Origin of the sequence: Meridianimarinicoccus zhengii, assembly GCF_003254465.1 — a bacterium.
GTDB lineage: Bacteria > Pseudomonadota > Alphaproteobacteria > Rhodobacterales > Rhodobacteraceae > Meridianimarinicoccus > Meridianimarinicoccus zhengii.
Genome location: NZ_QDFI01000007.1, coordinates 1 through 20,510, shown reverse-complemented (window position 1 = coordinate 20,510; position 20,510 = coordinate 1). Strand labels below are relative to the sequence as shown.

Below are 20,510 nucleotides of genomic sequence, written 5' to 3'. Positions count from 1 at the left end.
TTTGCATCGGCCACCTGCGGTCAGGCGCCGGTCACTTGCACGCTGGTGTTCGGGGTCAGGCTGATGGTGCCCATCTTGCGAATGTGGTTTTCGACCACGTCCCAGATCGGCGGACCTTCGGTGCCTTCGTTCACGCTGGCCCAGCCCGCGACCACGTATGTCTTGGCCGGGTCGATCGCTTCGCCGGTTTTCAACAGCGTCATGTCGCTGATCCGGCTGCCCATGGGCTTGCTCACGTCGATTCGGTAGCCCATGCCGCCGATGCGCACCATGTCGCCGCCCTGCTGGTAATAGGGGTCCGGGTTGAACAGGTTGTCGCCCACGTCTTCGAGGATCGTGTGGATGAACTCCCCCGTCATCTCCGTGCGATAGGCGTTGGGATAGGTCATCGAGGTCACGTTCCAGATGTCTTCGCGGGTGATGTCCTGCCCCGGCAGGATCGACGGTCCCCAGCGCACGCCGGGCGACATGGCGATATCCGCCTCGCGTTCCGATATCAGTGCCTCGCAGATCAGGTCGTCCCAGGTGCCGTTGAAATTGCCGCGCCGGTACAGAAGACTGTCGGTCTGGCCGATCACCTCCGCCAGTTGGTCGGCGAATGGCGCGCGCTGTTCGTCGATCACGGCCGCGACCTCCGGGTCGGGCGCGATCACGTCGGAAAAGATCGGGATAAGCTTGTGGCGGAATCCCATCATCCGCCCGTCCCGCACGTCGAGATCAACGCGGCTGATGAACTTGCCGTTGGACCCGGACGCGATCAGGATCGTGTCGCCCACCAGTACCGGCTCGGGCAGCGCGTCATGTGTGTGGCCGGTCAGGATCACGTCGATGCCGGTGACGCGGCTCGCCATCTTGCGGTCCACGTCGAAGCCGTTATGCGACAGGCACACGACCAGATCGGCGCCGGCAGCGCGGACCTCGTCCACCATTTCTTGCATGCGCTGGTCGCGGATGCCGAAGCTGTATTCTGGGAACATCCAGCCGGGGTTGGCGATGGGCATGTAGGGGAAGGCCTGCCCGATCACGGCGATATTCACGCCGCCGCGTTCGAATATCTGGTAGGGCGCGAAATCCTCGGCCGGTTCGTCCCATTCCGCGTCGAAGATATTCTGGCCGAGCGCCGCGAAGGGCAGGCCGCCCACGATTTCGCGCACCCGGTCGGACCCGAGCGTGAATTCCCAATGGAAGGTCATCGCGTCGGGCTTTAGCGCGTTCATGACGTTGACCACGTCCTGCCCAGCGGTGTGGTAGCAGGTATAGCTGCCGTGCCACGTGTCGCCGCCATCGAGCAGCAGCGCGTCGGGCCGGTCCGCGCGGATCGCGTTGATGACCGTGGCGCAGCGGTCGATCCCGCCGACGCGCCCATAGGTCTGCGCCAGCGCCGAGAAGTCGTCATAGGTCAGCGCATAGTGGCTGGGGCTTCCGTCTTCGATGCCGTAGAGCCGCCGGAAATCCGCGCCGGTGATGTGCGGCACCTTGCCCGCTGCGTCGCCCACGCCAAGGTTGATCTCGGGCTCGCGGAAGAAGATCGGCTTCAGTTGCGCGTGAATGTCGGTGATGTGGATCAGCGTCACGTTGCCGAACGTGTCGAAGTCCAGAAGCTGGTCCTGTGTCAGGCTCTGCTGGGCGGCAAGCCGGGCCCAGTTGCCGAAGCCGGACGCGCCGACAATCGCCGATGCCGCCATGGTGGTCTGTAGAAAATCGCGGCGGGATATCATGCGCGTGGGTCTCCGTTGGTCATGCAGGGACTGTTCCCCTCCCACGCACGGGGCGGAAGGGGCTGGGTCCGGATGGACATTTCAGGCGGGTCCGGTCAGTTACGGACCGACGGGCCCTCGACCGACAGGCCGTTGCCGCGCGACGCGACATACAGTTCGAGCGCGATGAACTCGGGGCCGCCGGGGGAGAAGGTCTCGCCACGGGTATCGCGCACGCAGCCTTTGAACCGGTCCTGCACTTGGTTCAGCTTGGCGTTCTTCAACCGGTAGGTCGGAAAGCCGTTGATCTGGCCTTGGCTCAGGTGGTCGGCCCGGATCATGTTGTCGTAATTGTCCTCGTGGCAATTCGCGCAGGACAGTTCCAACTGGCCGTACCGGGTGTAGTAGATCTCCTTGCCCATCTCCCAATAGGGGGCGGCAGGCCCGTCGATCGCCACGTTCACCGGCATGCCGCGCGACTGCACCGAGATCAACGCCTCCATCGCGGTCATGTCCGCGCTGGTGTACCCGTAGGGTTCCGCCCCCATCTGGGATTCGCGGCAGTCGTTGATCTGCATGGCCAGCGTGCGCAGTTCACCCGCGTCTTCGTTCCACTTGGGATAGACGGCGCGGACCCCTTCCATCGAGGTCTCGACATCCTCGTGGCACGATGCGCAGGACTTTTCGGCGCTGCCCTCCACCGTGTTCCAGGCGTCGATGGCCTGATCGACGAAGATCATGCCGGGGTTGTCGAAATCGTCCATCTGGAGCGCTTGCGTCTCGCCGGTGCGGAAGGTCCAGCCCGAGCGTATTTCCCCCAGCGGCACATGATCTGGTGCCGCGGTGCGGGTCACCATCTCGATCTCGCCGTTCACGATGAGCGTGGCGTTCTCGTCCGCCGATGCCGCCACAGCGCCGCCCATGAGGGCGCACGCGGCGATGGCGGTGGTCACGGTCAGCTTGGCCATCGAATTCCTCCCTAGATTCAATTGCTCAGCCGATCGCGATGGATTGGGTGTCCGTGTAGACGGACCCGTCGTCATCGTACCAGGTGAAGGTGAATTCGCCCGCTTCGGGCACCACGGCCTCGAATTCGATGAACGGGTTGGTGGACACGGCCGGTTCCAGCTTGGCGTCCATCACCATGGTTCCGTTGAACTCGCAGGTGAAGCGGTTGATGATCGACCGCGGGATGGTGTTGCCGTCGCTGTCCTTGCGCTGGCCGCTTTCCATCGGGTGGCTGATGAGCGTCTTGATGACGATGGTTTCGCCCGCCGCCGCCGAACGGGGCACCTTGACGCGGGGTTTGACGTTGTCTGCCATGTGATTTTCTCCTGAACTCAGCCGCCGCAGCCGCCGATTGTGACTTTGACGTTAGCGCTGGCCTGCTTGAAGCTGCCATCGGCCATCTTCGCCACCGCCACCACGTCCTGCGTGCCGGCGAGGCGGATACGTGTGGAGGCCATGTGCGCGCCGGCCAGATCGCCGAAGCTGAAGGTGGCGACACCCGGCGTCGGGTTACCCGTGGCCAGAAGCATGATGGCCACCGCGCCCTCGGCGCCAACCTGGATGGGCACGGTGTTGCCGTTCTCGGCGATTTCCGGTGCGATCAGATCGACCCCGCCCTCAGTCACGGAAGCGCCGCCGGTGAAGGCTGCAATTGCGTCGTCCGCCGCCGCGTTGACCGTCATCGGCAGGAACCCTGCCATTGCGGCCCCGGCGCCGAGAACCATCGTCTCGCGTCGTGTAAAGCTCATGATGTGCTCCTTTCGGTGAATGTCAGTCCTTGAGCGTCAGCAGGAAGGCGACCACGTCTTCCACCTGCTGCGCCGTCAGGACCGGGGGCAGGTCGGCGGGCGCCGCCTTGCCGGTGTACAAGTCGCCCGGACGGGTGAAGCCGCTGACCTTGTAATAGGCCGGCATGATGGTGCCATCGAAGACCATCTTGGAATTCACCACGATCCCGCGCAGATCCGCTTCGGTCCAGCGGTCGCCCGCGCCGTCGAGCGGCGGGCCCACCTCGCCATGCCACGGCGCATGGCTCAGTGCCGACACCTGGTGGCAGGCGATGCAGTTGCCGAGCCCGCGGCTGGTCATGATCTCGGCTCCCCGCGCCGGGTCGCCCGGCGCGCCGGTCAGCGAGGTCGCGACGCCACCGTATTCGTCATGGCTGACCGCGCCGGGGGCGGTTTCGGCCGCGTGCCCGGCGGAAGCGCCTAGCACCGCCAGCCCCGCGGCCGCGATCATGTTGGACAGGTGCTTCATGTCTCCTCCCAAAGTCGAAGCTATCAGTTTCTTATATTCAAATCTATGCGAGCACCCTTTGCCGGTGCAAGAACAGAAACCCGCCTGCGTCAGTTTGTGCAGAACGTCCGGTTCGAATCACTGCGCCGAAGCGGCCTGCCGTTCCGCGATCATGCGCGCGTGGTAGCGCTGGAAATCCTCGCCATCCTCGATCGCGTAGCGTTCCTCGTTCACCCAGACGAGCATGTCATAGGTCGTCTGCGCGCCGAACGCGCCGGGCATGGTGACAACGGCGGCCTGGACGGCGGTGGTGTCGTCTTCCTCCACATCGGGCGGCAGGAAGATCATCGTCGGCGTGAACAGCAGCCCCCATTTGCGCGCCATGTCGCGTTCGCTGCGCACGTCGCCGTCGAAATCCGTGACCTCCAGCGCACCGTGCAGGTTCAGTTGCACCACGAAGAAATTCTCGCGCAGATAGTCGGCGATCTCGGGGCGAGGGAACACTTCTTCGTGCATCTTGGCGCAATAGATGCAGCCGCGCTGTTCGAAGATGATGGCGAGTCGTTTGCCCTCGGCATTGGCCTCGGCAAGATCCTCGCGCAGGTCGAGGAACGTCTCGCGCATCCAGTCGGTCTTGTGCAGCCCGTCGTCGCCCAGTTCCGCCGCCCCCGCGGGCAGCGCGAAGGCCAGTGCGGTCGCCAGTGCGGCCAGAAATCGTGTCATGTCATCCTCCCTTCTGTCATGGCCTAGACCATGGATTGAAACGCCGGGAACGTGTCGAGCATCCACGCGGCGATGAAGTTGACGCTGTCCGTGGCGATCAGCACCGCGAACAGGATCAGGAACGCGCCCATCCCTTTTTCGACCTTGCCAAGATGCCGCCGGAACCGGCTGGCAAAGCGCAGGAACGGCCCGATGAACCCCGCCGCGACGACGAACGGCGCCGTCATGCCCACACCGAACACCAGCATCAGCAGCAAGCCCTGTTGCGCCGTGCTTTCCTGGCTGGCCTGGAAGATCACCGCCGTCAGCACGCCACCGACGCACGGGGTCCAGCCCGCGGCGAAGGCAAGGCCCACGACGAAGGCGCCCATCACCGACATCTCGCCCGTGCGGCCGCTGTCCACGCTGAACGACCGGTTGAGAAACCCCACCCGGATCACCCCGAGGAAATGCAGCCCCAGCACCAGCACGATCAGCGCCGCGACGATGCGGAACTCGGTCTGGTAGCTGCGGAACTGCTGGCTGAGGCTGAACGCCGCCGCCCCCAGAAGAACGAACACCGTGATGATCCCGAGCGAGAACATGATCGACGCCAACACCGCCCGGCGGCGCAGGCCCGCGGGCAGGGCGCCATCATGACCCTCGCCCTGAATCTCGGCCATGCTCGCCCCCGCCATGTAGGACAGGTAGAACGGCACGATCGGCAGGATGCAGGGTGAGAAGAACACGATCAGCCCGCCCACAAGGGCGCTGAGCACGGTGACGTCGAACAAGGGTCCCTCCTCCAGCCGCCGTAAGCCGCGGCTTGTGAGGATTACATTCTCATTCTATGATCTTTGCAAGAACGCCGGTTCGCGGGAGGTGCGGCAAACATGCGCAGATGTCGATGGGTCGCCCGGATCGCCGCGGCTGTCACGTTGGTCGTGTCGCAAGCGGCGGCGCAGGTCGAACTGGTGATGGTGGAACAGCACGGCTGCCACTGGTGCGCGCAATGGGACGCGGCCATCGCGCCGATCTATCCCAAGACGCCCGAAGGCGCGTTCGCGCCGCTTCGGCGGATCGACCTGCGCGCACCCGTTCCAGAGGACCTGGACCTGGCCGGGCGCGCGGTGTTCACGCCGACGTTCATTCTGGTGGAGGACGGGCGCGAACTGGCCCGGATGGAAGGCTATCCGGGGGAGGAGATGTTCTGGTGGGGGCTGGCCAGCCTGCTGCGGGACAACACGGAATTTGGAGGAGAGCAGGAATGACAGGAAAGACACGGCGCGCCGCCGCGCTGGCGCTGGCGGTCGGGCTGGCGGCGGGGACCGCGCAGGCGCAGGATGACGGGGCCTTCGTCACGTTGCAGGTGCTGAAGCCCGAGATCGCCCTGAAAGCTGCGCAAGCTGCGTTGGAAAACTGCCGGGAGTCCGGGTACCAGGTCGGCGTGACCGTTGTGGACCGTTTCGGTCTGCCACAGGTGTTCCTGCGCGATCGCTTCGCCGGGGCGCATGTGCATGACACGTCCTTCCGCAAGGCTTGGACCGCGGTGAGTTTCCGCACGGCGACGTCGGATTTGCACACGGAGACCCTGCCGGAAACCGAATCCTACGGCATCCGGTTCCTCGACATGGCGCTGCCGCTGGGCGGGGGGATGCTCGTGATGTCGGGCGACGGGTCGGTCGTGGGCGGGATCGGCGTGTCGGGTGCGCCGGGTCCGTCGCTGGACGACGATTGCGCCGAGGCAGGGATCGCCGCGATCGAGTTCGACATCGCGTTCTGATCGCAGGCGTTTCGCACACGAAACCCCGGATGTTGTCGCATCCGGGGTTCCTTGTTTTCCATAGGCTTCCACGGCGATCCTACATCGTGCGCAGGTAGGCGGCGACGATGTCGCGCGCGGCGGCAAGGTCCGTCTTGTGGATCGTCTCGGTCACCGTGTGGATGTAGCGGGTGCCGACGACGATGCCGATGGCGCGGGCCCCGGCGGCGGATTGCTGGGCGGCGGCACCGTCCTGCCCGCCGGCGCGCAGCATCGTGCGCTGGAACGGGATCTCCTCCGCCTCGGCGAGATTGGCGAAGGTATCGACCAAGCCCTTGTCGGCAATGAAGGATCCGTCGCGGATATGCAGCCCGAAGCCCTTGCCCTGCTCGGTCGTGCGGTCCTGTTCGGGCACGCCGGGCGTGTCGCAGGCGAGCGTCGTGTCGACGCCGATGCCGATATCGGGGCGGATGGCGAAGGACGCGGTGCGCGCGCCGCGCAAGCCGACCTCTTCCTGGCAGGTGAAGGCGACGTGGATGTCGGCATCTGCGCGGAATTCGCCAAGCATCTTAATGGCTTCGATGCCGATCCAGCAGGCGATGCGGTTGTCGAGCGCCTTGGACACGACCTTGTCGCCCATTTCGATGAAGGGTTCCTCCATGACCACCATGTCGCCGACCTGCACATGGTCTTTGGTCGCCTCGCCGAGTCCAAGATCGATGAAGAAATCACTGATTTCAGGGACTTTCTTGCGGTCTTCGGGCGTGGCGATATGGACCGGGCGGCCGCCCGGGTTCATCACGCCGATCAGGTCGCCGTTTTCCGTGCAGACGCGGACACGGCGGGAAAACAGATTGCGCGGATCGAAGCCGCCGACGGGCTGGACGTAAAGAAAGCCCTTGTCGGTTATGTGACTGACAAGAAAACCGATTTCGTCCATGTGGCACAGCAGCATGACCTTGAGCGGGTCGGTCCCCGTGCCCTTGCGCCGGCACAGGAGCGACCCCATCGCGTCTTCTTCAACATCGTCGAACAGACCATTGATTTCGCTTCGGATGAGGTCGCGGATACGGTCCTCGTGGCCCGGTACGCCGGGGGTTTCGCAGAGCTTGCGCAACAGGTCGATGTTCAGGTCGGGCTGATCGGTCATGGGGGTCCTTTCGGGGCGTCTGAGCCGCGTATGAATTGCATATGACTCCTGTATGACTCTCGTAGGACTCCGCAACCCGATTGTTCCCCGCGCGGGGCGCCGTTATAGCGGTCGCCGGACCAGAACGAGGGGATGAACCGTGGCCAATGTCGTCGTAGTCGGCGCCCAGTGGGGTGACGAGGGAAAAGGCAAGATCGTCGATTGGCTGAGCGCGCGTGCCGACGTGATCGCCCGCTTTCAGGGCGGGCACAACGCGGGTCACACGCTGGTGGTGGACGGGACGGTCTACAAGCTGCACGCGCTGCCGTCGGGGGTCGTGCGCCCCGGCAAGCTGTCGGTCATCGGCAACGGCGTCGTGCTCGACCCGTGGCATCTGGTGAAGGAGATCGAGACGGTCCGCGCGCAGGGTGTGGAGATCACGCCCGGGACGCTGATGATCGCCGAGAACACGCCGCTGATCCTGCCGTTTCATGGCGAGCTGGACCGCGCGCGGGAGGAAGCCGCAAGTTCGGGCACCAAGATCGGCACCACGGGGCGCGGGATCGGCCCGGCCTATGAGGACAAGGTCGGCCGCCGGGTGATCCGCGTGGCGGACCTGGCCGATGCCGCGACGCTGGAGGCACGGGTGGACCGGGCGCTCCAGCACCACGACCCGCTGCGCCGGGGGCTGGGGATCGACCCCATCGACCGCGACGCGCTGATCGCAAGCCTGCGCGAGATAGCGCCCAAGATCCTGCCCTATGCGGCCCCGGTCTGGAAGGTCATGAACGAAAAGCGCCGCGCCGGGAAACGCATCCTGTTCGAAGGGGCGCAGGGCGCGCTGCTGGACATCGATTTCGGGACCTATCCGTTCGTGACCTCGTCCAACGTCATCGCGGGGCAGGCGGCGACTGGCGTGGGCGTGGGCCCGTCGGCCATCGACTATGTGCTGGGGATCGTGAAGGCCTATACGACCCGCGTGGGCGAAGGCCCGTTCCCGACCGAGTTGTTCGATGACGACGGGCAGCGGCTGGGCGAGCGCGGGCACGAGTTCGGCACCACCACGGGGCGCAAGCGCCGCTGCGGGTGGTTCGACGCGGTGCTGGTGCGCCAGACCTGCGCGGTGTCGGGGGTGACGGGGATTTCGCTGACCAAGCTCGACGTGCTCGACGGGTTCGAGACGCTGAAGATCTGCGTGGGCTATGAGCTGGACGGGGAGCGGCTGGATTACCTGCCCACCGCCGCCGAGGCGCAGGCGCGGGTCGTACCGGTCTATGAGGAGATGGAGGGCTGGCAGGGCAGCACGGCCGGCGCGCGGTCCTGGGCGGACCTTCCGGGCGCTGCCATCAAGTATGTGCGCCGGATCGAGGAGCTGATCGACTGCCCGGTGGCGCTGCTGTCCACCTCGCCGGAACGCGACGACACGATCCTTGTCACCGATCCGTTCGCGGACTGATCGGCGTTGAAAGCGGCGCGTGCGCGGTTAGGTCCGGTGCAAAGCAAAGGAGACATGCCATGGCCCTGTCGTGGAAGGCGCGGCGGCGCTGGTCGCTCGTGGTGCTGCTGGTGGGTCTGCCCGCCTATATCGTGGCCGTCATCACGGTGCTGAACATGCTGGGGCGTCCGCCGCTGGTGGTGGAGTTCCTTGTCTATGTCGTGCTCGGCATCGTCTGGGCGATCCCGTTTCGGGCCGTGTTCCGGGGCATCGGCAAGCCGGACCCCGATGCGGAGGACGGCAGATCGTGACCGCCCCGGTCCTGTCGTCGGACGGGCCGGTCGTGCTGGTCGGCGGCGGGCCCGTGAGGGCGGCGGACATGGCCGATGCGGGTGCCCATGACCGCCCGGTGGTGGCCGCCGACGGGGGCGCCGACAGGGCGCTGGCGCTGGGGGTGACCCCGCGCGCCGTGATCGGAGACATGGACAGCCTGAGCGCCGCGGCGCGGGCGGCGCTGGGGGATGCGGTGCACCCGGTCGCCGAGCAGGACAGCACCGATTTCGAGAAATGCCTCACGCGGATCGCGGCACCGTTGGTGCTGGCCGTTGGATTCGGGGGCGGGCGGCTTGACCATGCGCTGGCGGTGTTCAACGCGCTGGCGCGTTTGCCTATGCGGCGCTGCGTCGTGCTGGCCGCGCGGGAGGTGATCGTGCTGGCCCCGCCGCGGATCGGGCTGGATCTGGCACCGGGCACGCGGGTGTCGCTGTTTCCCATGGCGCCGGTGAGGGGCAAGAGCCGTGGCCTTCACTGGCCAATCGACGGGATCGGCTTTGCCCCCGGCGGCGTGATCGGCACATCGAACCAGGCCGAGGGGCCGGTCGATCTGGCGTTCGATGCGCCGGGAATGCTGCTGATGCTGCCGCGGCGCTGCCTGGGGGCGGTGCTGGCGGGCCTGGAGGCTGCGCCGGGCTGGCCGGCCGGCTGATTTTTGCCGCTTTGGTCTACCGCTGCGCGGGGCGCTTCTTTATAGGGAAGGCGATGTTGCGAGAGGAGACCGGGATGCCCCAGCCCCCCACCGGCGCCGATGCCGGGAAATTCGCGGCCGCGCGCCGGGCGATCGACCTGATCGAGGACGGGATGCGGGTCGGGCTTGGCACCGGGTCCACCGCGGCGTGGATGGTGCGGGCGCTCGCGGCGCGGGCGGCGGCCGAGGGGCTGGACCTGACCTGCGTGCCGACGAGCACGCGGACGGGGGAATTGGCGTCGCGGCTGGGGCTGCGGGTCGTGGGGCTGGACGATGTGCCGGGGCTCGACCTGACCATCGACGGGGCGGACGAGTTCGACTGGGAATTCCGGCTCATCAAGGGCGGCGGGGCGGCGCATCTGCTGGAAAAGATCGTGGCCGCGGCGAGCGACCGGCTGGTGGTCATCACCGACCCGACCAAGGCGGTGGATATGCTGGGGGCCTTCCCACTGCCGGTGGAGGTGACGTCCTTCGGGCACGGTGCCACGGGGCGGGCCATCGCCGGGGTTCTGGCGGATGCGGATGTGGACGGGCGCGACGTGGTGTTGCGGGTCCGGGACGGCGCGCCGGTGGTGACGGACGAGGGCAACCTGATCTACGACCTGCATCTGAAGCGGATCGGCGATCCCGACCGGCTGATGTGCGATCTGACCTGCGTGCCGGGCGTTGTGGAAACCGGGCTGTTCCTGGGGATGTGCGACACGGTGGTGATCGGCCATCCCGACGGGCGGGCCGAGACGCGGACCCGTGGCGGCGGCGTGGACTGGGCCGATGTGGACATGGCCGCGGCCATGGAATTGCCGGAATGAGGGGGGCGCATGGCGTTCGACTATGATCTTTTCGTGATCGGCGGGGGCTCGGGCGGGGTGCGCGCGGCGCGCGTGGCCGCCGGCACCGGCGCGAAGGTGGCTCTGGCCGAGGAAAGCCGCATGGGCGGCACCTGCGTCATCCGCGGCTGCGTGCCGAAGAAGCTGATGGTGTTCGCGTCCGGGTATCCGGCGGTGGTGGACGATGCGCGCGGCTATGGCTGGGATGCGTCGGTGGGCGCGTTCGACTGGGGCCATTTCCGCGGCAAGCTGGAGGCGGAGCTGGACCGGCTGGAGCGGGTCTACCAGGGGCTGCTGGACGGGTCGGGCGTGACGTGGTTCGGGCAGCGCGCCGTGCTGCGCGACCCGCACGAGGTCGAACTGGCCGATGGCACGCGGATCAGCGCCAAGCACATCCTGATCGCCACGGGCGGCTGGCCCTTCGTGCCTGACATGGCCGGTGCGGAGCATGTCATCACCTCCAACGACATCTTCCACCTGCCGCAATTGCCCAAGCGGATGCTGATCGTGGGCGGCGGGTACATCGCCTGCGAGTTCGCCTGCATCCTCAACGGGCTGGGGGTCGAGGTCACGCAGTTCTACCGCGGGGCGCAAGTGCTGCGCGGCTTCGACGACGAGGCGCGGGGACTGGTGGCCGAGAAGATGGTAGAGAACGGCATCCATCTGCGCACGGGCACCAACGTGCTGGAGATGGAAGCCCGCGACGGCGGGACATGGGTCAAGGCGACGGACGGATCGCACGAGACATATGACGCGGTGATGTACGCCACGGGGCGCAAGCCCAACACGGCCGGGCTGGGGCTGGAGGCGCTTGGGATCGAGACGGGGCGCAATGGCCAGATCAAGGTCGATGAATACAGCCAGACGGGCGTGCCGTCGGTCTATGCCATCGGCGACGTGACCGACCGGGTGAACCTGACGCCCGTGGCGATCCGCGAGGCGATGGCCTTTGTCGAGACGGTGTTCAAGGGCAACCCGACATCGCCCGATCACGACCTGATCCCGTCGGCGGTGTTCACCCAGCCGGAACTGGGCACCATCGGGCTGAGCGAGGAAGCAGCCCGCGACCAGGAACCGATCGAGGTCTATTGCGCGTCCTTCAAGGCGATGCAGCAGGCCTTTGCGGGGCGCGAGGACCGGGTACTGATGAAGCTGATCGTGAGTGCGGCCACCCGCCGCGTTCTGGGCTGCCACATCGTGGCACCGCAGGCGGGCGAGATGATCCAGTTGGCCGGGATCGCGGTGAAGATGGGCGCCACCAAGGAGAATTTCGACCGCGTGGTTGCAGTCCATCCCACGATGGCCGAGGAGCTGGTGACGATGAAGACGCCGCTGCGCACCGCCTGAGCGCGCGCAGACGGCCGTGCCCGCGCCGCGGCGCGGGTTGATATTGATGGCATGACGATCATCTAAGGGTCATGCATCCGGGATCGGAACAGGAAGAAGGTAGACCATGGCAGGCAACAGCGGAGGCCCGTGGGGCGGTGGCGGAAATCGCCCGACCGGCGGTGGCGGCGGCGGCGACAACCGGGGCGGCGGACGACGGCCCGGCGGCCAGAACGGCGATGGCCCGCAGATCCCCGAGATCGACGACCTGGTGCGCAAGGGGCAGGAACAGCTCAAGGTGCTCATGGGCGGGCGCGGCGGCTTTGGCGGCGGGCGCGGCACGGGCGGTGGCGGCGGTGGCCCCAAGCTGACGCGCGGCACCGTCGGGCTGGGCGTTCTGGCGGCCTTCGCGCTCTGGGTGTTCTCGTCGCTCTACACGGTGCGCCCCGAAGAACAGTCGGTGGAACTGTTCCTCGGCAAGTTCTCGTCCATCGGCGAGCCGGGCCTGAATTTCGCGCCGTGGCCGCTGGTGACGGCCGAGGTGATCCCGGTGACGCGCGAACAGTCGGAATCGATCGGGACGGCGACATCGGGCGGCGGCACGGGCAGCGGCCTGATGCTGACGACGGATGCGAACATCGTCGATATCGAGTTCCAGGTGGTCTGGAACATCGGTGATCCGGCCATGTTCCTGTTCAACCTTGCGGACCCGCAGGCGACCGTGCGGTCGGTCGCGGAATCGGCCATGCGCGAGATCATCGCGCAGTCGAACCTGTCGCCGATCCTTAACCGGGACCGCGGGCAGATCGAGGCGAGCGCGCAGGAACTGATCCAGACGACGCTGCGCAACTATGACAGCGGGATCAACATCATCCGGGTCAACCTTGACCAGGCCGACCCGCCCGAGGAAGTGATCGACGCGTTCCGCGAAGTGCAGGCGGCCGAACAGGAACGCGACCGGCTTCAGCGGCAGGCGGATGCCTATGCCAACCGGGTTCTTGCGGGGGCGCGCGGTGAAGCCGCGCAGATCCTCGAAGAAGCCGAAGCCTATCGCGCCGAGACGATCAACGCCGCACAGGGTGAGGCGTCGCGCTTCTCGGCGGTTCTGACGGAATATCGGCAGGCGCCGGAGGTGACGCGCCAGCGGCTCTATCTCCAGACGATGGAATCGGTGCTGGGCGATATCGACAAGGTGATCCTCGACAGCGGAACCGAAGGCGGTTCGGGCGCGAATGGCGTCGTGCCGTACCTGCCGCTGAACGAATTGCGCCGCAACCAGCAGGCAGTGGGGAACTGAGCCATGAAGAAACTCTCATATCTCGTACCCGTTCTGGTGGTGCTGGTGGTCGTGTTCCTGTCGTCCATCTTCATCGTGGACGAACGGGAAAAGGCGCTTGTGCTGCAGTTCGGTCAGATCAAGCAGGTCAAGGAAGAACCCGGCCTGGCGTTCAAGGTGCCGCTGATCCAGGAAGTCGTGCGCTATGACGCGCGGATCCTCGCGCTCGACACCTCGCCGCTCGAAGTGACGCCGTCGGACGACCGGCGCCTGATCGTCGACGCCTTCGCGCGTTACCGGATTCGCGATGTCGTGCGGTTCCGGCAGGCGGTCGGTGTGGGCGGCCTGCGGGTGGCCGAGCAGCGGCTGGCGGACATTCTGACGACCCAGACGCGGGAAGTGCTGGGGTCGGAAGGCGTGACGTCGAACACGATCCTGTCGCCCGAGCGGGCCAACCTGATGGTGCGCATCCGCGACCAGGCGCAGGCGCGCGCCGACGCGCTGGGGCTGGAGGTCGTGGACGTGCGGCTCAAGCAGACCAACCTGCCCAACCAGAACCTGGAGGCGACCTTTGCCCGGATGCGGGCGGAACGCGAACGCGAGGCGGCGGACGAGATCGCCCGCGGTAACGAGGCCGCGCAGCGTGTGCGCGCGCAGGCCGATCGGACCGTGGTCGAACTGACGTCGGAAGCGCGGCGCGAAGCGGAGATAACCCGCGGTGAGGCCGATGCCGAAGCCACGGCGATCTATGCCGAAGCCTATGGCGCGGACGAGGAGTTCTTCAGCTTCTACCGGTCGCTTGCGGCCTATGAGAGGGCGTTGCAGGGCGAGAATTCGTCCATCGTGATGTCGCCGGACAGCCAATTCTTCAACTATCTGAACAGCGCGACGGGGCGTCCGTGACATTGTGGCTTGTCGCGCTTGCGGGCGTGCTTGTGTTCGAGGGGCTGGTGCTTGCACTGGCCCCTTCGCGCGTGGAAGACATGCTGCGCGTGCTGATCGATATGCCTGTGCCGCTGCGGCGCATGCTTGGTCTGGGTGCGCTGGCGGCCGGGGTGATGCTGGTGTGGATCGCGCAGGCGGTCGGGTAGGAGGGCAGGAATGCGGGTGACGGAGACGGGCGCCGGGGCGCGGCGGATGCTGGCGGTCGCCTGTACCGCGGTGCTGGCCGTGCCGGCTGCGGCGCAGGGGCAGGGCGGACCGATGGGCGATGCACCGCGGTTTTCCCCCGGTGTGAGCGCGCTGGTGGGGCACCAGGCCAAGGCCGACCGCGATGGCGGCGGCGATGTCGGCGTGACGCGGTATTTCGCATCGCTTTCGGGGTCGCGCATCGCGCCGGGCGGAACGATCCTCGGGGTCAGCCTCGGTGCGGGCGGGGCGGATTACAGTTTCGGCGGTGCCCCGTTGTGGGACGATGTGGAGGAGCGGCGCTTGTCGGTGTCGTTCCGCACGCGGCTGGGGGAGCGAGCCAGCATGATCCTGGTGCCGTCCCTGCGCGAGACCGCCGAGACCGGGGCGTCGCTGTCGGACGGGCGCACCTGGGGCGTGTTCGGCGCGGTGTTCTGGGACGTGTCCGACCGCCTGTCCATCGGCCCCGGCATCGGCGTGTTCAGCCGGCTGGAACGGGACCGCACCGTGTTTCCCTTTCTCGCCATCGACTGGGACGTGACCGACCGCTGGAACCTGTCCACGGGGCAGGGCGTGGGGGCGACGCAGGGGCCGGGCCTGACGCTCAGCTATGCGGTGACCGACGCGCTGCGGGTCGGGCTGGCGGGCCGGATCGAGAGCGCGGAATTCCGGCTCGACGACAGCGGCGCGGGGCCGGGCGGCGTTGGCGGGCATGACAGCTTCCCGGTCGTGGCGACGGTGGGCTGGCAGCCCAATCCCGGCACCTCGGTCAGTGCGTTCGCCGGCATGGAATACGGGGGCGAGCTGACGGTGCGGGACGACGAGGGGCGGCTTCTGTCGCGTACCGACTACGACGACGCGCCGGTCGTCGGCGGGCAGGTGTCGCTGCGGTTCTGACGCGGCGTCGCGGCGGACCTTGCGTCACGAGTGCGTGACAGTTCGCGCGCCCGCATTGGCAGTCCGGGTCGATGGGGCCCATATCCTGTGCCAGGACCGTTTCAAGACGGCGTCGATCAGAAGAGAGGAACGAGAATGGAACGCAACGAGCAAGCGCGGCAAGGGGGGTTCCGGGCGGCGATCGTGGCCCTGGGTCTCGGAGTCGTGGTGGCGCTGGGGCAGCCGCTGCCGCTGGCCGCCCAAAGCGCGGCCCCCGCGAGCTTTGCCGAACTGGCCGAACAGGTCAGCGACTCGGTCGTGAACATCACCACGCGCACCTCGGTGTCCAGCGCGGCCAACCCCGGTCTGCCGATGGTGCCCGAAGGGTCGCCCTTCGAGGAGTTCTTCCGCGACTTCATGGAGCGCAACGGCCCCGGCGAGGGTCCGCAGCAGCGCCAGCGCCGCGGATCGGCGCTTGGGTCCGGTTTCGTGATCTCGGCGGACGGCTTCATCGTGACGAACAACCACGTGATCGAAAGCGCGGACGAGATCATGATCGAATTCTTCTCGGGCGAGGAACTGCCCGCGGAAGTGATCGGCACCGATCCCAACACCGATATCGCGCTTCTGAAGGTCGAAAGCGACGATCCGCTGCCCTTCGTGCCGTTCGGCGACAGCAATGCCGCGCGCGTGGGCGACTGGGTCATGGCCATGGGCAACCCGCTGGGGCAGGGCTTTTCGGTCAGCGCGGGCATCGTGTCGGCGCGCGGCCGGGCGCTGTCGGGCAGCTATGACGATTACATCCAGACCGACGCGGCCATCAACCGCGGCAACTCGGGCGGGCCGCTGTTCAACATGGATGGCGAGGTGATTGGCGTGAACACCGCGATCCTGTCGCCCAACGGGGGGTCCATCGGGATCGGCTTCGCCATGTCCTCGGCAGTGGTGGTGCCCGTGATCGAGCAGTTGCAGGAATACGGCGAAACTCGCCGCGGCTGGCTGGGCGTGCGCATCCAGAACGTCACGGACGAGCTGGCCGATGCGCTCGGGCTTGAAGAAGCGGCCGGTGCGCTGGTGACGGATGTCCCCGAGGGTCCGGCGGCGGAATCGGGCATGCAGTCGGGCGATGTGATCCTGTCCTTCGACGGCAACGAAGTCGAGGATACCCGCGAACTGGTGCGCCGCGTGGGCAACACCGCCGTTGGTGCGACCGTGCCCGTGACGGTTTTCCGCAACGGCGAGATGACCACGCTGCAGGTGACGCTGGGCCGCCGCGAAACGGCCGAGGCCGTGCCCGCATCGGCGCCCGCGAACGACCCGGTGCCGCAGGAGATGCTGGGCATCGAGGTCACGGGTCTGACGGACGAGCTGCGCGCGCAGCTCGATCTGCCCGAGGGGGCGGAAGGGCTGGTCGTGACGGAGATCGACGAGGCCAGCCCGGCCTTCGAGAAGGGCCTGCGCCGCGGTGACGTCATCACCGAAGCCGGTCAGGAAAGGGTGGCGGATGCCAGCGACCTGTCCGACGCCATCGATGCGGCGAAGGATGCCGGGCGCACCTCGCTGCTGCTGCTGATCGAACGCGCGGGCGAACCGCGCTTCATGGCGCTGCCGCTGGACGGCTGAGGCGCTTTGCGCGTGACGCTAGAGGGGGCGGTCCTGCGGGGCCGCCCTTTTCGTATCGACCCGGTCGCGCCGGGCGCTGTTGCGTTTCAGGTCGTGGCGGCGGCACGCTGCCTGAACAGCACGAGCGTCAGTACGCAGACGCCCATCATGCCCGACGCGAGGAACAGGGCGCTGCCCGCGCTGCCCGTCAAGTCCACGACCGCACCCGCGACGGGCGGCGCCAGCATCATGACGGCATAGTAGATCGCGTAGTAGACGCCGGTTCCGAAGGCGCGGGCCTGCGGCGGCAGAATCTGCGATGTCATGCTGACGATGGCACCCGGCGACAGGCCGATGACGAACCCGGACACGCCATAGACGATCCATGCCGCCTTCGCGGACAGCCCCTGCATCAGCGGCAGCAGGACGATTCCGGCCAGCAGGGTGAACAGGATCACCCCGTCGCGGCGGCCCGTGCGGTCGGCGATCCAGCCGCCCAGCGGGGCGGCGATGACGATGGCGAACATGAACAGGCTGGTGGCTGTACTGGCGCTTGTGACCGGCAGGCCGTTCCCGACGAGGATGATGGAACCGAAGCCGAAGACCATGGCGAGGCCCGCGTTGTAGAACCCCCATGTCAGGGCCGCGAGGACAAGCGGGGACCAGGGCAATCCGACGACCGAGATGCGCCCGTGGGCCACCGCCCCCTCGGGCGTCCTGTAGAGTGCCGTGAACAGGACCAGTGCCAGCGCCGTGACGGTCGTGACGCCGATCCACGCCGCGCCCAGCCCGCCCCGGTCGGCCAGCCATGGCAGCGCGACCAGCGCAAGCCCGATCCCCATGGGCCACGAACTGATGAAGATCGCCATGGCCGTGGCGAGTGTGTGCCGGGCGAACCAGTCGATCACCATCTTGGTCATCAGGACGTTGAGCACGACGCCGCCGATACCGGCGGTGATGCGCCCGGCGATCAGCCCCGGCAGCGATGTGGCGTTGAAGATCAGCAGGCTGCCCGCGACCATCAGCACGAGGCTCGCCACCACGACGCGCTTGTCGCCGAGCAGGGAGGCGACCGACCCGCCGAGAAAGGCCACGACGACGCCGGGACCGAGATAGAGACCGATCAGCAGCCCGATATCCACGACCGACAGCAGCAGGCTGTCCATCATGAGCGGCGACAGCGCCGCCACGGACTGGAACTGGAACGCCATGGTCGTCCGGGCGAAGAACAGCACGAACAGGATGATCCAGCGATTGTGCACGACACGGCCCCGGTGCAGGTCACGATGTGCCTGCGACAAGGATCACCGGCGGATCAGGCTAACCACAGGGCCGGGAACCCGGCAAGGAGAACGGCACGGTGCCGGGCGTGGCGCTGTCCCTGTGTGGCGTTGCCGCGCGCGGGGCGTTCAATCGGCCCAGTCGGGCGGGGCCGCGCGCCGGTCGGGATAGGTCCGGCCCGGCTGGTCGCCCGCGCGCGCCTGTTCGGGCACCAGCTGGCGGGTCCAGCGCGGATCGGGGGCGGGGCGCGCGACCAGCGGGCCCGCGCGGTCGTCTTCGGCCAGAAGCCGGTCGAGCATGTCCGAGATATCCTCCACCCGGTCGGCGATGACATGGGTGATCGGGCCTTCGCGCTGCACCCTTCCCGTTACCCGCATCAGCCGGGAAGCGATCACCGCGCGGCGGAAGCGTTCATAGATCTTCTTCCAGACGACCACGTTGACCGTGCCGGTCTCGTCCTCCAGCGTCACGAAGATGACCCCCTTGGCGGTGCCGGGCCGCTGGCGCAGCATCACGAGCCCCGCAACCGTCACACGCGCGCCCCCCGGCGGGCGGTCCAGCCAGCTTGCGGGCAGGGCCGCGGGCGGGCGCGGCCAGGGCCGCCCCGGCGGCGGCACGCTGGGGCGGTCGAAGCGGGGGCGGTCGAAGCGGTGCGGGTCGGGGGCGTAGGGTCCGTGATCCATGAGAACGAAAATAGAACATATGCGCGGCGGCGCAAGCCGTGATTCCGCGGCTGGAAAATGGCGGGGCACTGGCATATCTGAGGGCGGTATCCAATGCCGCAGCAGCGAAAGAGACGAGCCATGCCCAAGATCACCTATATCGAGCATAACGGAACCGAGCATGTCGTGGATGTGCCGGTCGGGCTGACGGTGATGGAGGGCGCGCGCGACAACGGCATTCCGGGGATCGAGGCGGATTGCGGCGGGGCCTGCGCCTGTTCTACCTGCCATGTCTATGTCCATCCCGACTGGATGGAAAAGCTTCCCGCGGTCGATCCGATGGAAGAGGACATGCTGGATTTCGCCTACCAGCCCGATCCGAAGCGGTCGCGCCTGACCTGCCAGTTGAAGGTGACCGAGGCGCTGGAGGGTCTGGTGGTGCAGATGCCCGAAAAGCAGATCTGATGGGCCGGGCCGCCTGCGCCTTCGCGGTGGTCTGCGCAGCGGGCGGGGCCGCGGCGGACGGTGCGCCGGCGCCACTGGTGGCGGCGTGGCTGGAGGCGCCGACCGGGGTCTATGGCCACCGGGTGCTGGGCGACATCCCCGAGGCGTTCGTGCTGGCCGCGCGCGGGGCGGACGGTGCGGAATACCGGTTCGACCTGCGGGACGCGCCGGGGGATGCGGCGGTGTTCGAGGATGTGGCCCCGCGGGTGGTCGATGCCGACGGCGACGGGGCGCCGGATATCGTGGTGGTGGAATCCGACCTGTCCGCAGGCGCGCAACTGGCGGTCTACGGATTGCGGCGCGGCGCGCTCGCCAAGGTCGCGGCGACGCCCCATATCGGCACGCGGTTCCGCTGGCTCGCCCCCGTGGCGGTGGCGGACCTGAACGGCGATGGCGTGACCGATCTGGCCTATGTGGACAGGCCGCACCTCGCCAAGACGCTCCGCGTGTGGTCCTGGGCGCCGGGCGGGCTGACCGAGATCGCGTCGATGGGCGGTGTGACCAATCACCGGATCGGGGATCCGTTCATCTCGGGCGGGATGCGCGACTGCGGCGCGGGACCGGAACTGGTGCTGGCCGATGGGGATTGGCGCGACATCATGGCCGTGCGCTTTGACGGTGGCGCGCTGGCGGCGCACCAGATCGGCCCGCTGGATGGCCCGGCGGATTTCGACGCGGCGCTGGCCTGCGCGCGCTAGTCACCACGCGGGCGGGGCAGGGCGCGGGCCTTCCATCCACCTGCGCGCTTCGCTAGGGATGCGCGCAACGCGCGGGCGCAAGGACACACGGCATGGCATTCTTCAAGAAGCTCAAGGAGCGGATGTTCAAATCCTCCTCGAAGATCGAGGAGGGGATGGATGCCATCGTCGGATCGGATTCCGCGGCGCCCGAACCGTCATCCGCGCCAGCGGCGACGAAGGGTCCGGACCTGCCGCACCCCACCGATCCGCTGCCGCCGCCTGCCGCACCCGGACCCGCACCTGCAGCCACGGCGGACCCGGCCCGCGTGGCGCAGGCGCCCGATGCGCCCCGGAC

At 67.5% G+C, this 20,510-nt stretch carries 23 protein-coding genes and 2 pseudogenes; 15 read left to right on the top strand and 10 right to left on the bottom strand.

The genetic code is table 11. From position 1 onward, the window contains the following. Positions 1-20 precede the first annotated feature (20 nt). The 7 genes from soxB to DDE13_RS03520 form a co-directional block, all read right to left on the bottom strand. Positions 21-1,718 (bottom strand): thiosulfohydrolase SoxB, encoded by a 1,698-nt coding sequence (gene soxB / locus DDE13_RS03550; protein ID WP_111401535.1) that lies wholly within the window; start codon positions 1,716-1,718, stop codon positions 21-23. A gap of 95 nt (positions 1,719-1,813) precedes the next feature. Then, a complete protein-coding gene (soxA, locus tag DDE13_RS03545; RefSeq protein WP_111401533.1) occupies positions 1,814-2,665 on the bottom strand; it encodes a sulfur oxidation c-type cytochrome SoxA in 852 nt (283 codons plus the stop codon). Between the two features lie 25 nt (positions 2,666-2,690). Continuing rightward, positions 2,691-3,020 carry a thiosulfate oxidation carrier complex protein SoxZ gene (soxZ, locus tag DDE13_RS03540; RefSeq protein ID WP_111401531.1) on the bottom strand — a complete coding sequence of 110 codons (330 nt, stop codon included), beginning with the start codon at positions 3,018-3,020 and terminating at the stop codon, positions 2,691-2,693. 17 nt (positions 3,021-3,037) lie between these two features. Continuing rightward, positions 3,038-3,454 (bottom strand): thiosulfate oxidation carrier protein SoxY, encoded by a 417-nt coding sequence (gene soxY, locus DDE13_RS03535; RefSeq protein ID WP_111401529.1) that lies wholly within the window; start codon positions 3,452-3,454, stop codon positions 3,038-3,040. Positions 3,455-3,476: 22 nt separating this feature from the next. After that, positions 3,477-3,962: a sulfur oxidation c-type cytochrome SoxX gene (soxX, locus tag DDE13_RS03530; protein WP_111401527.1), complete on the bottom strand. Its 486-nt coding sequence runs from the start codon at positions 3,960-3,962 to the stop codon at positions 3,477-3,479. A 117-nt stretch (positions 3,963-4,079) separates the two neighbouring features. Beyond that, positions 4,080-4,664 (bottom strand): thioredoxin family protein, encoded by a 585-nt coding sequence (locus DDE13_RS03525; RefSeq protein ID WP_111401525.1) that lies wholly within the window; start codon positions 4,662-4,664, stop codon positions 4,080-4,082. 23 nt (positions 4,665-4,687) lie between these two features. Next, the gene (locus tag DDE13_RS03520; RefSeq protein ID WP_111401523.1) at positions 4,688-5,437 is read right to left on the bottom strand and encodes a cytochrome c biogenesis CcdA family protein; all 750 of its coding nucleotides are present in this window, start codon (positions 5,435-5,437) and stop codon (positions 4,688-4,690) included. Positions 5,438-5,536: 99 nt separating this feature from the next. Here DDE13_RS03520 and DDE13_RS03515 point away from each other — a divergent pair, with 99 nt between their 5' ends. Next, positions 5,537-5,914 carry a hypothetical protein gene (locus DDE13_RS03515; protein WP_111401521.1) on the top strand — a complete coding sequence of 126 codons (378 nt, stop codon included), beginning with the start codon at positions 5,537-5,539 and terminating at the stop codon, positions 5,912-5,914. After that, complete coding sequence (locus tag DDE13_RS03510; RefSeq protein ID WP_111401519.1) at positions 5,911-6,426, top strand: GlcG/HbpS family heme-binding protein; 516 nt, start codon at positions 5,911-5,913, stop codon at positions 6,424-6,426. The genes DDE13_RS03515 and DDE13_RS03510 overlap by 4 nt, the downstream gene beginning before the upstream one ends. Before the next feature lie 79 nt (positions 6,427-6,505). Here DDE13_RS03510 and DDE13_RS03505 read toward each other — a convergent pair whose 3' ends face one another. Next, on the bottom strand, positions 6,506-7,537 hold the full coding sequence (locus DDE13_RS03505; RefSeq protein WP_111401676.1) for a M42 family metallopeptidase: 1,032 nt from the start codon (positions 7,535-7,537) through the stop codon (positions 6,506-6,508). A 157-nt stretch (positions 7,538-7,694) separates the two neighbouring features. Here DDE13_RS03505 and DDE13_RS03500 point away from each other — a divergent pair, with 157 nt between their 5' ends. From DDE13_RS03500 to DDE13_RS03455, 10 genes are all read left to right on the top strand, one after another. Beyond that, on the top strand, positions 7,695-8,990 hold the full coding sequence (locus tag DDE13_RS03500) for an adenylosuccinate synthase (protein WP_111401517.1): 1,296 nt from the start codon (positions 7,695-7,697) through the stop codon (positions 8,988-8,990). Between the two features lie 59 nt (positions 8,991-9,049). Further along, a complete protein-coding gene (locus DDE13_RS03495) occupies positions 9,050-9,280 on the top strand; it encodes a DUF2842 domain-containing protein (protein ID WP_111401515.1) in 231 nt (76 codons plus the stop codon). After that, entirely contained in the window at positions 9,277-9,954 is a 678-nt protein-coding gene (locus DDE13_RS03490) for a thiamine diphosphokinase (protein WP_111401513.1), read from the top strand. Before DDE13_RS03495 ends, DDE13_RS03490 begins: the two co-directional genes overlap by 4 nt. Before the next feature lie 74 nt (positions 9,955-10,028). Then, a complete protein-coding gene (gene rpiA / locus DDE13_RS03485; RefSeq protein ID WP_111401511.1) occupies positions 10,029-10,802 on the top strand; it encodes a ribose-5-phosphate isomerase RpiA in 774 nt (257 codons plus the stop codon). Positions 10,803-10,811: 9 nt separating this feature from the next. Further along, entirely contained in the window at positions 10,812-12,167 is a 1,356-nt protein-coding gene (gorA, locus tag DDE13_RS03480) for a glutathione-disulfide reductase (RefSeq protein WP_111401509.1), read from the top strand. A gap of 106 nt (positions 12,168-12,273) precedes the next feature. Next, positions 12,274-13,443 (top strand): FtsH protease activity modulator HflK, encoded by a 1,170-nt coding sequence (hflK, locus tag DDE13_RS03475; RefSeq protein ID WP_111401507.1) that lies wholly within the window; start codon positions 12,274-12,276, stop codon positions 13,441-13,443. Positions 13,444-13,446: 3 nt separating this feature from the next. Then, positions 13,447-14,325 carry a protease modulator HflC gene (gene hflC / locus DDE13_RS03470; protein ID WP_111401505.1) on the top strand — a complete coding sequence of 293 codons (879 nt, stop codon included), beginning with the start codon at positions 13,447-13,449 and terminating at the stop codon, positions 14,323-14,325. Beyond that, on the top strand, positions 14,322-14,513 hold the full coding sequence (locus tag DDE13_RS03465; protein WP_111401503.1) for a DUF2065 domain-containing protein: 192 nt from the start codon (positions 14,322-14,324) through the stop codon (positions 14,511-14,513). The genes hflC and DDE13_RS03465 overlap by 4 nt, the downstream gene beginning before the upstream one ends. Before the next feature lie 10 nt (positions 14,514-14,523). Then, positions 14,524-15,447, top strand: coding sequence for a hypothetical protein (locus DDE13_RS03460; protein ID WP_111401502.1), 924 nt, complete (start codon positions 14,524-14,526; stop codon positions 15,445-15,447). Positions 15,448-15,582: 135 nt separating this feature from the next. Then, on the top strand, positions 15,583-17,049 hold the full coding sequence (locus DDE13_RS03455; protein WP_111401501.1) for a DegQ family serine endoprotease: 1,467 nt from the start codon (positions 15,583-15,585) through the stop codon (positions 17,047-17,049). An 86-nt stretch (positions 17,050-17,135) separates the two neighbouring features. Here the strand turns inward: DDE13_RS03455 and DDE13_RS03450 are convergent, their stop codons facing one another. Beyond that, a complete protein-coding gene (locus DDE13_RS03450; protein WP_111401499.1) occupies positions 17,136-18,290 on the bottom strand; it encodes an MFS transporter in 1,155 nt (384 codons plus the stop codon). Positions 18,291-18,584: 294 nt separating this feature from the next. Further along, positions 18,585-18,992: pseudogene (locus DDE13_RS23665) on the bottom strand (OB-fold nucleic acid binding domain-containing protein); the annotation flags it as partial. A gap of 120 nt (positions 18,993-19,112) precedes the next feature. Here DDE13_RS23665 and DDE13_RS03440 point away from each other — a divergent pair. From DDE13_RS03440 to DDE13_RS22750, 3 genes and pseudogenes are all read left to right on the top strand, one after another. Further along, positions 19,113-19,436 (top strand): 2Fe-2S iron-sulfur cluster-binding protein, encoded by a 324-nt coding sequence (locus DDE13_RS03440; protein WP_111401495.1) that lies wholly within the window; start codon positions 19,113-19,115, stop codon positions 19,434-19,436. Then, complete coding sequence (locus DDE13_RS03435; RefSeq protein ID WP_111401493.1) at positions 19,436-20,173, top strand: FG-GAP repeat domain-containing protein; 738 nt, start codon at positions 19,436-19,438, stop codon at positions 20,171-20,173. The genes DDE13_RS03440 and DDE13_RS03435 overlap by 1 nt, the downstream gene beginning before the upstream one ends. 92 nt (positions 20,174-20,265) lie before the next feature. Beyond that, a pseudogene (locus tag DDE13_RS22750) lies at positions 20,266-20,510 on the top strand (signal recognition particle-docking protein FtsY); the annotation flags it as partial.